The 13396-nt window shown below is 48.0% G+C and carries 15 protein-coding genes and 1 pseudogene; 7 read left to right on the forward strand and 9 right to left on the reverse strand.

Annotated elements, in window-relative coordinates; translation table 11 throughout:
* The first annotated feature begins 202 nt into the window (after positions 1 to 202).
* Positions 203 to 517, forward strand: coding sequence for a flagellar hook-basal body complex protein FliE (fliE, locus tag LG381_RS13550; RefSeq protein ID WP_024165182.1), 315 nt, complete (start codon positions 203 to 205; stop codon positions 515 to 517).
* Positions 518 to 1096: 579 nt separating this feature from the next.
* On the opposite strand, the gene pliG is transcribed toward fliE, so the two are convergent.
* Both pliG and LG381_RS13560 read right to left on the reverse strand, forming a co-directional pair.
* The gene (pliG, locus tag LG381_RS13555) at positions 1097 to 1498 is read right to left on the reverse strand and encodes a g-type lysoyme inhibitor PliG (RefSeq protein WP_000700153.1); all 402 of its coding nucleotides are present in this window, start codon (positions 1496 to 1498) and stop codon (positions 1097 to 1099) included.
* Positions 1499 to 1682: 184 nt separating this feature from the next.
* A complete protein-coding gene (locus LG381_RS13560) occupies positions 1683 to 2087 on the reverse strand; it encodes a DUF1398 domain-containing protein (protein WP_000373062.1) in 405 nt (134 codons plus the stop codon).
* A gap of 223 nt (positions 2088 to 2310) precedes the next feature.
* On the opposite strand from LG381_RS13560, the gene zinT reads away from it, so the two are divergent.
* The gene (gene zinT, locus LG381_RS13565; RefSeq protein WP_000989853.1) at positions 2311 to 2958 is read left to right on the forward strand and encodes a metal-binding protein ZinT; all 648 of its coding nucleotides are present in this window, start codon (positions 2311 to 2313) and stop codon (positions 2956 to 2958) included.
* Positions 2959 to 3084: 126 nt separating this feature from the next.
* Here zinT and yedF read toward each other — a convergent pair whose 3' ends face one another.
* Both yedF and yedE read right to left on the reverse strand, forming a co-directional pair.
* Entirely contained in the window at positions 3085 to 3318 is a 234-nt protein-coding gene (yedF, locus tag LG381_RS13570; RefSeq protein ID WP_000790504.1) for a sulfurtransferase-like selenium metabolism protein YedF, read from the reverse strand.
* Positions 3315 to 4520 (reverse strand): selenium metabolism membrane protein YedE/FdhT, encoded by a 1206-nt coding sequence (yedE, locus tag LG381_RS13575; protein ID WP_000118927.1) that lies wholly within the window; start codon positions 4518 to 4520, stop codon positions 3315 to 3317. The genes yedF and yedE overlap by 4 nt, the downstream gene beginning before the upstream one ends.
* Positions 4521 to 4706: 186 nt before the next feature.
* Between yedE and yedD the strand changes: the two genes are divergently transcribed.
* Positions 4707 to 5120: a lipoprotein YedD gene (gene yedD, locus LG381_RS13580; protein WP_010346797.1), complete on the forward strand. Its 414-nt coding sequence runs from the start codon at positions 4707 to 4709 to the stop codon at positions 5118 to 5120.
* 120 nt (positions 5121 to 5240) lie between these two features.
* On the opposite strand, the gene amyA is transcribed toward yedD, so the two are convergent.
* The 4 genes from amyA to fliD all read right to left on the reverse strand — a co-directional run bounded on the left by amyA (position 5241) and on the right by fliD (position 9012).
* Positions 5241 to 6728, reverse strand: a complete 1488-nt coding sequence (gene amyA / locus LG381_RS13585) for an alpha-amylase (protein WP_001245675.1) — start codon at positions 6726 to 6728, stop codon at positions 5241 to 5243.
* 77 nt (positions 6729 to 6805) lie between these two features.
* Entirely contained in the window at positions 6806 to 7171 is a 366-nt protein-coding gene (gene fliT, locus LG381_RS13590) for a flagella biosynthesis regulatory protein FliT (RefSeq protein ID WP_225762541.1), read from the reverse strand.
* Positions 7171 to 7581, reverse strand: a complete 411-nt coding sequence (gene fliS, locus LG381_RS13595) for a flagellar export chaperone FliS (protein ID WP_000286600.1) — start codon at positions 7579 to 7581, stop codon at positions 7171 to 7173. Before fliS ends, fliT begins: the two co-directional genes overlap by 1 nt.
* A 15-nt stretch (positions 7582 to 7596) precedes the next feature.
* Entirely contained in the window at positions 7597 to 9012 is a 1416-nt protein-coding gene (gene fliD, locus LG381_RS13600) for a flagellar filament capping protein FliD (protein ID WP_225762542.1), read from the reverse strand.
* Positions 9013 to 9258: 246 nt separating this feature from the next.
* On the opposite strand from fliD, the gene LG381_RS13605 reads away from it, so the two are divergent.
* From LG381_RS13605 to tcyJ, 4 genes are all read left to right on the forward strand, one after another.
* On the forward strand, positions 9259 to 10569 hold the full coding sequence (locus LG381_RS13605) for a FliC/FljB family flagellin (RefSeq protein WP_000079765.1): 1311 nt from the start codon (positions 9259 to 9261) through the stop codon (positions 10567 to 10569).
* Between the two features lie 304 nt (positions 10570 to 10873).
* Positions 10874 to 11593: an RNA polymerase sigma factor FliA gene (fliA, locus tag LG381_RS13610; protein ID WP_000839543.1), complete on the forward strand. Its 720-nt coding sequence runs from the start codon at positions 10874 to 10876 to the stop codon at positions 11591 to 11593.
* A 45-nt stretch (positions 11594 to 11638) separates the two neighbouring features.
* Entirely contained in the window at positions 11639 to 12190 is a 552-nt protein-coding gene (gene fliZ / locus LG381_RS13615; RefSeq protein ID WP_024165180.1) for a flagella biosynthesis regulatory protein FliZ, read from the forward strand.
* Between the two features lie 87 nt (positions 12191 to 12277).
* Positions 12278 to 13078 (forward strand): cystine ABC transporter substrate-binding protein, encoded by an 801-nt coding sequence (gene tcyJ, locus LG381_RS13620; protein WP_000779810.1) that lies wholly within the window; start codon positions 12278 to 12280, stop codon positions 13076 to 13078.
* Between the two features lie 11 nt (positions 13079 to 13089).
* Here the strand turns inward: tcyJ and LG381_RS13625 are convergent.
* Positions 13090 to 13379, reverse strand: a pseudogene (locus LG381_RS13625) (integrase core domain-containing protein); the annotation flags it as partial.
* Positions 13380 to 13396 lie beyond the last annotated feature (17 nt).

The following is a 13396-nucleotide window of genomic DNA, read 5'->3' on the forward strand; positions in this document are numbered from 1 at the left end:
GGCAGATGATAGACGGCGGTATTGGCAAAGTGGAACAAGACGCACTCCCGGGTCAGCACACTCGAAAAATTAACGGCCTCATTATTTGTGGTTTTATTTTTTTCTATGCCCCAATTAACCCGTTTTTTTATCGTTATTTAACGCCTTTATCTTATTGACTTGCTGATAGGCTCTGCTACCAGAAACTATTTGGGAGATGAGTATGTCAGCCATACAAGGGATCGAAGGGGTTATCAGCCAGTTACAGGCCACGGCAATGAGTGCGCGTGTCCAGCAGCCACTGTCGCAACCCACAATCAGTTTTGCCGGACAGCTTCATGCCGCGCTCGATCGCATAAGCGATACGCAAACCGCCGCGCGCACGCAGGCAGAAAAATTCACCCTCGGCGAACCCGGCGTGGCGCTAAACGATGTGATGGCCGATATGCAAAAAGCGTCGGTTTCGATGCAAATGGGGATTCAGGTGCGTAATAAGCTGGTGGCAGCGTACCAGGAAGTGATGTCCATGCAGGTGTAGATTTTAACTTGTTGACTGTGCTTGTTTAATGACATCCGATCCCACAGCGTGGGGCATGGATGGGGCAAACGCACCCAATTTCTGATACCTGCTCCTGATGGTTTTCTGCCATCCTCAACGATTTGCACTGGATACAATCCAGACTTTCTTCTCCCGTGCAGCCGATCTTTTGTATTCCGTGTTTGAATGTGTGAAGGCAAAGTTCGTAAGTTAGCGATGGATTAGATAGTGAAAAGAAACGCGGCTGTCGGATTGGAGCCGCGGGACAAGGCCAAAAATTTTCCAAGAGTTGTTGAATTTCCCAGCTTTTTTGGAAGCGCATGTATCTTACTAATAACTAAAAAAGGTTTAAACCATAAAATTAATCGTATTTTCAGGTAACACTTACCGATATACCCCCACGCTATTCAGACGGTTAAAGCAGCAAGTATTTAACGCGTAAACAGGGCGCGGATTTGTCGCTCGCGCCAGCAGGTGTGATATGGGGGGAAACCGTGTCACAGCCAGCTCCTGTCTGTTACTGACAGTCATTTTCAAGTACAGGAAAGTAATGACGGGGATAGCCCCGTCGTTCTCTGTTTACTTAATCTGTATGTTGACGCTGTATTTTTTAGCCTTGTTTTTACGAGCGTCATTGCGGGTTTGAAGCACCCTTAGCTCATATTTACCGGAAGCGGGAAGGATGTACTGACCGTTGTCATCAAGCTCGGGAGAGTATCTGGAGAGATCAACCGAATCGCTGATTCCGGGCCCAAAGAGGACAATATCAGCTCCCTCATTGGAGATGCTGACGTGCACCTTCTGGCCTTTTTGGGCATAGAAGTTATATGTGTCGTAATCGTATCCCTTTATCTCTCCTGAGTACTGCGCACTATTATGCCCCTTCCTGAACTCAACATTAACGTCCTTGCCAGCGGCAGAGGCCGTTGAGGTTAGCAGTGCAAAAAGAAAAATGGCTTTACTTACCCCATTGATTTTCATGTGTGTTCTCCTCAGTCATGGAAAAACTACCGTTGTTATAATATAACAATTTTTGACAGATATTTTCCATGAGCCTCCCGCCTGGAAGTTGCTATGGCGTGTGAGTGGTGTCAGGGAAGAGATAATCTGACAGATACCTGGAAAAATAACGGATAACTGTCAGATCTGAGATGAGCTAATACACTTAAATTAAGGGTTTATTGTTTTCAACATCTTCAATATATAAGAGTGTATTATCGATGGAATAGTAACGACGTTTATTATCATTAACGTCAGTAACCCACCGGAAGACACCCGCATTCGCGAGCGTTATACAATATTCCCGAAAAGTAGACTTTCTGGAAATGTGAGTCCGGGCTGCTTTTATTACTTGCTCAGGGTTCTTAGTGGCACTGACTTTTAATAGATTTCTGCTTCCTCTTATTAACAACACCTTGTCATCGTGTGTGACGATCCTAATGTTATCTGTAGCAAGATAGTAAATGTAATGCGCAATATGATGACGTTTTAACTCTGTGTAAAACCAGGAAAAGTTTAGCTCCGTTCTCACTTGCTCAAACATCTTTTGGAAAATAGCAACCTGATCCATCAGAGGGAATAATCTCTTGTTAGTTGTGAGAGTTTGTAGTTTGCATGATTGGTGCTATTCCTTCAATCAGATCCGATGACTTAATGCGGGTGACAAAGACGTACTAAATATAGGGTTATGATGCGTGTGTCTGGTTAGGTTTTGCTATTCGTTCTTCAGTATTGCACTCGCAAAATGTTATGTTATAACATCTAATGAATGTTGAAGCGGGAGGATAAACTGGATGATGGTTGTTAATAAATTGGCTTTTGCGCTGGGGTTACTATTGACTGGCAACTATGCACTTGCTCATGGGCATCATTCGCATGGGGCACCACTGACAGAAATAGAACAAAAAGCAGCAAAGGGTATTTTTGATGATGATAACGTGAAAGACAGGTCACTCACTGACTGGGATGGTATTTGGCAATCGGTATACCCCTTGCTTCAAAGTGGTGACCTTGATCCTGTTTTTGAAATGAAAGCAAAAAAAGAACCGGGTAAATCATTTGCGGATATTAAGTCCTATTATCAGCAGGGATATACGACGGATATTGACACTATCGGTATCGAAAATGGTGTTATGGAGTTCCACAGAGGGGAGGAGGTGACTTCCTGTAAATATAATTATAGTGGATTCAAGATATTGACATATAAATCAGGAAAAAAAGGGGTTCGTTATCTGTTTGAGTGCCGTGATCCTGCCAGTAAAGCACCTAAGTTTGTGCAGTTTAGCGATCATATTATTGCCCCCCGGAAATCCTCTCATTTCCATATATTTATGGGCAATACGTCACAACAGCAATTACTTGAAGAGATGGATAACTGGCCAACTTATTATCCTTATCAGTTACAGACGAAAGAAATTGTGGATGAGATGCTTCATCACTAGTTCATTTCAGGATTGCCATAAATCCTTGAAAATATTTGTCTGATATATCGCGTACTTTTCTCTGCCTCTACAGCAGAGCATTTGTAGCATAGACACTCCCGCTGCCTGAAACAGCGGGAGAAAAGATTACTTTTGAATCAAATAACGAATGGTCGGCCCGTCTTGCTGGATATCCAGTACGGTATAGCCGTGATTACGTGCATCCAGCGGAATATTGTTAATTGACTGCGGGCAATCGCTGACCACTTCGAGGATCTCACCTTTCTTTAACTGCGGCATCGCCTCAAGAGTAGCGACCGCCGGATAAGGGCAGGGTTCGCCCACCATATCTAGACGGTAATCAGGTACGATATTTTTCATGCGATCTCCTTAGCAGTCTGCGGCGCCGCACGGCGGAAGAAGCGTTTCTCCCAGCCGATAACCAACATTAACGCAGCGAACAGCATCAAATATGTCACCAGCAGGCCGCCCATTGGGCCAAAGGTTTTCAGCAGGTTGATTTTGTCCCAGTCGGTTGCCAGCGCCGGGGCGAAATCATCCCAGTAATAAGCCAGAATCGTCGAGCCGATAACGTTGCCCAGGCCAACCCACCAGTAGTGCACCTGGCCTTCCACCGCGCGGTACATCCAGCCAGTTTCACAGCCGCCTGCCAGAACAATACCAAAACCAAACAGTAACCCACCAATGACAGCGTTCGGACCTGCCCACATTATTTTCGGTTCTACGCCTAACTGTACATAACTGAAAATACCGATGGCACTCACCGCCATACCGATAATGATCGCTTTCGCCATATGGGTTCGTCCGGTGATCCACATATCGCGGAACGCCGAGGTAAAGCAGATTTGCGCGCGTTCAATCAGTAAGCCAAAGCCGACGCCAAATAGCATAGCCAACCCCAGCTTCGGTTGATTCATTGCTGTCAGCAGCGCCCAGCCCAGCATACCGAAAAATACCAGCATACCGAGGCGGAAGCGACGCCGTGCCTGATCCGGTTTTTGTGTTAGCGGTGATGCGGCAGAGACTTTCTGCATTTTTACCGGGATGCGGAACATCGGCAGTAGGGTAAAGCGCGCACCAAACCATGAGCCGATGGCGGTGGCGATAGCAAAGAACCAGGCGTGCAACGAGAACTGCGGAATACCGGTGAAGAACGCAGCCAGGTTACAGCCCATCGCCAGACGTGCGCCGAAACCGGCGATAATACCGCCAATAATGGCCTGCATAATGCGGATACGGCTGCGCGGCATACGTAATTTAACGTTGTTGGCCCACAGAGCAGCGGCAAAACAGCCGCCAAACATACCCAGAATCATCATTCCGTCGATGCGGGTTAATGGCGATCCTTCCAGATGGATTATTTTAAAATAACCCCACTCTTCAGCATGGACGCCAAACAGTTGCAGGAGCTGACCGCCCCAGCGGGTAAATTCACCCGTAACTGCCCAAAAGGTGCCGGTGATGCCAAAATAATAAGTGGAGAGAATACCCGCCGCGATGACTGCGGGGATGGGGGCCCAGAATTTAATCAACCAGGCTTGCTTGAATTGCTGCCATGACATGTATGTAGCCTCTGAACTCAGAAGGTTTGTAACAAGAGCTGCGAATCATACACCATGTAAATTTATTTTCGGGTCAATAATTCACAAAAATAATGGTTAGATCAAATTTCACCTTGGGTCTGGAAAGGCTGGCAGCATCAAGGCATTAATGCCACAATCCTCTTTTCTTCTCATGCAGGATGAATGATGAAAAAACTCGCAATTGCAGGCGCACTTATGCTGCTGGCTGGCTGTGCCGAAGTTGAAAATTATAACAATGTTGTGAAAGCACCCGCGCCAGAGTGGCTGGCGGGCTACTGGCAGACCAAAGGGCCACAACGTGCTCTGGTCAGCCCTGAAGCGATAGGTAGCCTGATTGTTACTAAACAGGGGGATACGCTGGATTGTCGTCAGTGGCAGCGGGTGATTGCTTTACCGGGTAAGTTGACGCTGATATCGGATGATCTCACTAACGTTACTGTCAAACGTGAGCTATATGAAATTGAACGTGACGGTAACACTATCGAATATGACGGCATGACAATGGAACGCGTGAATCGACCGACGGCTGAATGTGCTGCCGTGCTGGAAAAAGCGCCGTTGCCGACGCCACTACCGTAATGAAATCCCCCTGGCGCTGGGGGATTTTTATGTCAAAAAAAGTGCCCGATGCGCAAGCTTATCGGGTCTGGAACTGTAGCGCCCCCGCAATAACGATGAGTGTATTTTCAGTGATCGGTTTTAAATCACCTCTTCGATAACCCACACACTGACGCTACCGCCGTTGCAAAAGAAGGTCGCTTCGCCATTTTCATCGGTTACTACGCTCTCTTGTCGATTACCCAGAAAGTCGCGCCAGGTTTTATTGCCGTAATTCTCCCCCAGATTAATGGTTTTTTCGCCATCGTCGCCGTTTGACATGACCACCACGCAGCCAGGATATTCGTCAGTACCGCTGCGACTAAACGCAATACAGTTCGGATGGTCGAAAAATAACGTCTGTACTCCGTGGGCGAAACGCTGGCGGGCGAGAATCAACTCATCAAGCTGTTCGATTATCGGCATATCTATCGGATAAGTTTGTCCGTCACCGCCGACATCTTCGTAATGAGCACCGTACAAATCAGGGTAGAACACGGAAGGGACGCCATTTTCCCGCAGCAAAATCAGGGCATAAGCCAGCGGTTTAAACCACGGTTCAACCGGCGCTTCAAGGGCTTGTAACGGTTGGGTGTCGTGATTGGCGACCAGCGTAACAGCATGGAAAGGATCGGCTTCCACCAGCGTACCGGTGAAAATCTGCGTCATGTCGTAGTCGCGCCCCATGCGTGATGCTTCGTGAAATTTCATCTGTAGCGGCGCATCAAACAGCATGGTTTTGCCTTCAACTTGATCAATATACGTTTGCAGCTTATCAACTTCGCGCGACCAGTATTCCGCCACAATAAATAGCGGCTTTGGCGCGACTTCCTGCACGTGTTCGATCCACTCTTTATAAAACCAGGCCGGAATATGTTTTACTGCGTCGAGACGAAAACCGTCGCATTGCGTTTGCTCCATCACCCAGCGCGCCCAGTATTTGAGCTCTTCCGTAACGGCATGGTTGCGAAAGTCGATATTTTCGCCCATCAGATAGTCAAAATTACCAAGCTCATCATCAACCTGGTCGTTCCAGCCTTCGCCGGTGTAGTCGTTGACGATTTTAAAGATACCGTCTTCGTTTGGGTTTTCGATATGGTCGATACCGCTAAAACATTTGAAATCCCAGATAAACTGCGAGTATTGCCCGCCACGAGCGGGAAAGGTGTAACGCGTCCAGCCTTCGCACTCAATGATTTCATCATCAATTTGCGTGCGATCGTCAGCATTGACGCGCTGTACGCGAATGGCTTCTTTTTCATCTGCGCCCATTTTGTGGTTGACGACCACGTCCAGCAGTACCGCAATGTCATTGCGTTTGAGTGCATCAATGGCGGCCAGCAGTTGTGCTTTATCGCCATATTTGGTGGGGATGCTGCCTTTTTGATCAAACTCGCCTAAATCAAATAAATCGTAGGAGTCGTAGCCGACCGAATACCCGCCCGATGCGCCTTTATAGGCTGGTGGCAGCCAGATCATATTGATACCAATATCATTAAAACCGTCGGCGCGCTCGGCCAGTTCAGGCCAGAGCTTGCCGCCTTCCGGGTAATACCAGTGAAAACATTGCAACAGCGTGGGATTACGCATTCTTCGACTCCACTCAAGGGGAACATTAGAAGCGTAGCCGTAATCGGATTATTCGCGAGCCATCATCTTTTTAAGCGTCAAAAGAGGTTTTCCTGCGGCGCCAGCACGTAGCCCCCCTGATCACCGTAGGCGCTTAACACAGATTTTTGCATTGATGACTGACCGACCAGTTTCGCCAGTTCATCCATCCGAATCTGCAATAACTGTTTTACTTTGTTTTCGTTTTCCAGAACGAGGCGCAGCAGCGGTCTGAGTTGCTCCTGTATCATGGTAGAGGGTTCCGTTTCTTCCGTTAGGTGTGCGATCTTTTGCACCGCATTGACATATTCCATTTCGCTGGCGATGAGTTCATTCCATCGTCCTTCTGTCGCCAGGCGTAACATGAGTTGGCTTTTTTCGACGAGTTGTTGCCAGGCAAAATACAAGTGCGGTGCGTGGTTCATCAGACAGGATCCTGAATCAAAGAAGGGGAGAGTAAAGACTCTTTCCAGGCATCGGCAAGGTTACGCATCAACGTTTCCACTTCTTCGACTGCGGAGACATCGTTGCGTAAATTGGCTTGCAGCAAACGCCTGATCATATAGCTATACAGGGCTATCAAATTCTGGGTTAATTCGTCCTGGCTTTCTTCGTCAAGACCGATCCTCAGCCCGTTATCAATAATGCTGATCGCTTTTGACAAAGAGACGCCTTTTCCTTCCTGATTGTTGTCCTGCATAAACAGGCGCGCTCTTACCAGTGCGCTCAACACGCCGTCAAACAGCATGGTGACCAATTGTTGTTGGCTGGCGCTCATTACGGCGCTTTCGACGCCAATTTGGGCATAGGCCTGGGTGCCTTTTGCGCTGTACATAGTCTCTCCTGAAGATTATTTCGAGCTGCTATTTGAGGTATCGAACTGCTGTGTCAGATAGCTACTGGTGGAGTTCAGCGAGTTCATTAACACATCTAATTGGGTAAACTGGGCTTTATAGCGCGCCATTAAGGTATCGATACGTTCACTGGCTGCGTTGTACTGATCAGTCAAATTGTTCAGCGTTTTGCTGACGCCATCTTTTGCTGCCTGGATTATCCCGGTGGAGGAGAGCCAACTGGTCAGATTGCTGCTAATGCCGGTGGTTACCCCTGTACTTTTACCGTTACCAATAAACATTTCACCGACGCCAGCGGCATCTTTCTTCAGCGCCGTTTGCAGCTTGTCGGTCGCGATTTCCAGCTTGCCGGTACTGGCATCGCTGGTAATGCCAATCTGTGCCAGCGTTTTATAGTTTGAACTGCTGTGGGTATTGGCGAGCAAGGTTTTAAGCTGAGTCTGGATGGTACGCAGTGTGGAGTCGCCGAGTAATGCGCCATTGCTGGAGTCCTGACTTTCTGCGCCGGCATCGACGGCGGTGTATTTGGTTAAGCTGCTGAACGTATCCTGCAATGTGTTATAGGCATCCACCCACGCTTTAACCGCATTTTCAGCTTTTGATGTGTCTTTACTGATGGTCAGTGTCTGATTACCAGTGGTGACGTCATTCAGGTTGAGGGTGATATCTTCCAGTGCGTCGCTGATAGTGTTACTGCTGTTTTCAATCTCAACGTTATTGACCGTCAGTTTGGCGTTTTGCGCGGTGACGCTTTCAATCATGCCATTGCTGCTATCACCTGAAGTTCCGTTGTAACCCATAAAACTTTCCAGGGCGCTGTCGCCGCTGACGCTAAGTTTCATCGCGTTATTGCTGCCCGTATCGTTAGCGGTGATGGACAGACGATACTCGCCGTTACCTACATTGATGATACTGGCGCTGACGCCAGCTTTGGCGTTGTTAATGGCATCGCGAATACCGGAAAGTGACGAGTTAGCCGCGCTGATATCAATCGTGACCGGATCTTTACCGCCGCCTTGCTGGATGGTCAGTACGCTATCGCTGGTGGCGATGGCGGCTTTACTGTCTTTTTGACTGTTTTTGGTGGTCAGCGTCTGTGCCTGCGCCAGTTGGCTGACGCTAATGGTGTATTTCCCGGCAATCGCGCTGCCCGTGGTGGTGGCGCTGAAAGCCGATGAACTACTGGTGGTTGAGGTGGCGGTAAATAAATCGGCTTTATTCAGTGCTGTGTTGGCTGTCTGGAAACTCTCCAGTGCGCTTTTCAGCGTCCCGTAGGCGCTCAGTTTCGCGGTGTAAGAGCTTTGCTGTTTTGATATCGGCGTCAGGGTAGATTTTTCTGCCGCCTCCAGACTGTCGAGGATGCTGCTTAAGTCCAGCCCCGACCCAACCCCAAGCGTTGAAATACTAGCCATATTGATTCCTTAATCATGCGACATGTAGAACGAATACCGGGGTTATCGGCGTAAGCGGGGCAAAGTTTACGATTTATTTTTTGGCTTAATGACACGAACAGCAACGAGGAAGGGGAGTATTTCGACCGCTAGAAAAAAATTCTAAAGGTTGTGAGAGACCAGACGATAACAGGGTTGACGGCGACGAAGCCGAAGGGTGGAAGCCCGATACTTAAACCGTAGAGCTAAAAAACAGGAATAAAAATTATGGCACAAGTCATTAACACCAACAGCCTCTCGCTGATCACTCAGAACAACATCAACAAAAATCAGTCTGCGCTGTCGACTTCTATCGAGCGCCTCTCTTCTGGTCTGCGTATTAACAGCGCGAAAGATGACGCCGCAGGTCAGGCGATTGCTAACCGCTTTACCTCTAACATTAAAGGCCTGACTCAGGCCGCGCGTAACGCCAACGACGGTATTTCTCTGGCGCAGACCGCAGAAGGCGCACTGTCTGAAATCAACAACAACTTGCAACGTGTGCGTGAGTTGACCGTTCAGGCGACGACCGGCACTAACTCTGATTCTGACCTGTCTTCTATTCAGGACGAAATCAAATCCCGTCTGGATGAAATTGACCGCGTTTCCGGTCAGACCCAGTTCAACGGCGTGAACGTGCTGGCAAAAAATGGTTCCATGAAGATTCAGGTTGGCGCGAATGATGGGCAGACCATCTCTATCGATTTGCAGAAAATTGATTCTTCCACGCTGGGATTGAATGGTTTCTCCGTTTCGGGTCAGTCGCTGAATGTTAGCAGTTCTATTACTCAAATTACGGGTGATGCAGGAACGGAACCCGTTGGTGTTGATTTCACGGCTGTTGCGAAAGATCTGACTACTGCGACAGGTAAAACAGTCGATGTTTCTAGCCTGACGTTACACAATACACTGGATGCGAAAGGGGCTGCCACTGCACAGTTCGTCGTTCAATCCGGCAGTGATTTCTACTCCGCGTCGATTAATCATGCAGACGGTAAAGTCACGTTGAATAAAGCCGATGTCGAATACAAAGACACCGATAATGGACTAACGACTGCTGCTACTCAGAAAGATCAACTGATTAAAGTTGCCGCCGACTCTAAAGGCGCGGCTGCGGGATATGTAACATTCCAGGGTAAAAACTACGCTACAACGGTTGCAACGGCGCTTGATGACGACACTGCAGCAACAGCCACAGGGAACAAGGTTGTTGTTGAATTATCTACAGCAACTCCGACTGCACAGTTCTCAGGGGCTTCTTCTGCTGATCCACTGGCACTTTTAGACAAAGCGATTGCTTCTGTTGACAAATTCCGCTCCTCCCTCGGTGCCGTTCAAAACCGTCTGGATTCTGCGGTCACTAACCTGAACAACACCACCACCAATCTGTCTGAAGCGCAGTCCCGTATTCAGGACGCTGACTATGCGACCGAAGTGTCTAACATGTCGAAAGCGCAGATCATCCAGCAGGCGGGTAACTCTGTGCTGTCTAAGGCTAACCAGGTGCCGCAACAAGTTCTGTCTCTGCTGCAGGGTTAATCGTCGTAATATAACGACAGCAAACGCCAAATTGCCTGATGCGCTGCGCTTATCATGCCTAAAAGGTGAATCGCAATTAATAAATTTGCATATTCGCGTAGGTCGGATAAGGCGTTTACGCCGCATCCGGCAAGATGAGGCTGACGTTGTCAGCTATCTTAACCCCGCTCCGGCGGGGTTATTCTGCTCGTTATTTACCGATTACCCTAAATAACCCCTTATTTCACCCATTAATCGTCCGATTAAAAAACCTGCAGAAACGGATAATTATGCCGATTATTTATATAACGCAGGGCTGTTTATCGTGAAATCACTCTATACCGCTGAAGGTGTAATGGATAAACATTCGCTGTGGCAGCGTTATATCCCGCTGGTGCGTCACGAAGCATTGCGCCTGCAGGTTCGACTGCCCGCGAGTGTAGAACTTGACGATCTGCTACAGGCAGGCGGCATTGGATTACTTAATGCTGTTGAACGTTATGATGCCCTGCAAGGAACGGCATTTACAACTTACGCAGTGCAGCGTATCCGTGGTGCTATGCTGGATGAACTTCGCAGCCGTGACTGGGTGCCGCGCAGCGTGCGACGCAATGCACGTGAAGTGGCGCAGGCAATAGGGCAACTGGAGCAGGAGCTTGGCCGCAATGCCACAGAAACTGAAGTGGCAGAACGTTTAGGGATTGAAATCGCCGACTATCGACAAATGTTGCTTGATACGAATAACAGCCAACTTTTCTCCTATGATGAGTGGCGCGAAGAGCACGGTGATAGCATTGAACTGGTTACTGACGATCATCAGCGGGATAACCCATTGCAGCAACTACTGGACGGTAATTTGCGTCAGCGGGTGATGGAAGCCATCGAAATGTTACCGGAGCGCGAACAGTTGGTATTAACGCTCTATTACCAGGAAGAGCTTAATCTCAAAGAGATTGGCGCAGTGCTGGAAGTCGGTGAATCTCGGGTCAGTCAGTTACATAGCCAGGCTATTAAACGGTTACGCACCAAACTGGGTAAGTTATAACTTAGGTAAATGCCGCACATTAATTTTGAATACCAGGAGTTCTTAATAATGGTGCAGCACCAGAAAAGGCGGCCATTAAGCCGCTATCTTAAAGACTTTAAACATAGCCAGACTCATTGCGCATATTGCCGTAAATTACTCGATCGTATTACTCTCGTGCGCGATGGCAAGATAGTGAATAAAATAGCGATATCTCGCCTTGATACGCTGCTTGATGAAAATGGCTGGTTTGAGGAACAAAAATCATGGGCGGCATTATGCCGTTTCTGCGGCGATTTACATTGCAAAACCCAGAGTGATTTTTTTGATATTATCGGCTTTAAACAGTTTCTCTTTGATCATACTGAAATGAGCCCCGGCACTGTGCGTGAATATGTGGTACGTCTACGTCGTTTGGGTAATTATTTAAGCGAACACGATATTTCCTCCGACCTGCTGCAGGATGGTTTTCTTGATGAAAACCTGGCTCCCTGGCTGCCCACCACCAGCACCAATAATTATCGCATCGCATTACGTAAGTACCAGTGCTACCAGATGCAAACCCGTGGTGACCTTACGCAGAAATCCCCCAGCCTGTCAGCTTCTGATATATATTAAATAAGAATAAGATGTAGCAGAGTTGTTTTTGTGTCTTCGAACAATGGCTCTACACTGCAAACCAACATAACAACATTCGGGGTGAATATGAAATTAGTACATCTGGGACGTCAGGCGCTGATGGGGGTTATGGCCGTGGCGCTGGTTGCGGGTATGAGCGTGAAAAGTTTTGCCGACGAAGGTCTGCTCAATAAAGTGAAAGAGCGGGGCACTTTGCTGGTGGGACTGGAAGGGACTTACCCGCCGTTTAGCTTTCAGGGCGATGACGGTAAATTGACCGGTTTTGAGGTGGAATTTGCGCAACAACTGGCAAAACATCTGGGCGTGGAAGCCGCATTAAAACCGACAAAGTGGGACGGTATGCTGGCGTCACTGGATTCTAAGCGCATCGATGTGGTGATTAATCAGGTCACCATCTCTGATGAACGTAAGAAAAAATACGATTTCTCTACCCCGTACACCATTTCCGGTATTCAGGCGCTGGTGAAAAAAGGTAATGAAGGCACCATTAAAACCGCCGACGATTTGAAAGGTAAAAAAGTTGGCGTTGGTCTGGGGACTAACTATGAAGAGTGGCTGCGGCAGAATGTTCAGGGTGTTGATGTGCGTACCTATGATGATGATCCGACCAAATATCAGGATCTGCGCGTAGGTCGTATTGATGCCATCCTGGTTGATCGTCTGGCTGCGCTGGATTTGGTGAAAAAAACCAATGATACGCTGGCAGTAACCGGCGAAGCCTTCTCCCGCCAGGAGTCAGGTGTGGCGCTGCGTAAAGGTAACGAAGACCTGCTGAAAGCGGTTAACGATGCCATTGCAGAAATGCAAAAAGACGGCACTCTACAAGCTCTTTCCGAAAAATGGTTTGGTGCTGATGTGACCAAATAATCGCATAATGACTAGTCCTGATTTAAGTTGACAGTTTTCTGTCTGTAAAACGCCTGATGAACTCCATCGGGCGTTTTGTATTTCCGTGCCAAGTGTGGTCGCTCATGGTTATAAATTGTCACGGATTTTTTTACCATTTCCCAGGTCTACGTCAGGTTTGTAGGACGCGAGAGTAAAACTCATTTTTCAGGATCTCATTTATTCGTTCAGCCAGCGCATTCTGGTAGCAATCATAACCATTGGTCATTGAACAGGTTATCCCGTTTCTCTCATGCACTGACTGATAAAGAGCTGAACAGTATTACTGACCACTACACT

It is taken from the genome of Escherichia sp. Marseille-Q3837, assembly GCF_916618735.1.
GTDB lineage: Bacteria > Pseudomonadota > Gammaproteobacteria > Enterobacterales > Enterobacteriaceae > Escherichia > Escherichia ruysiae.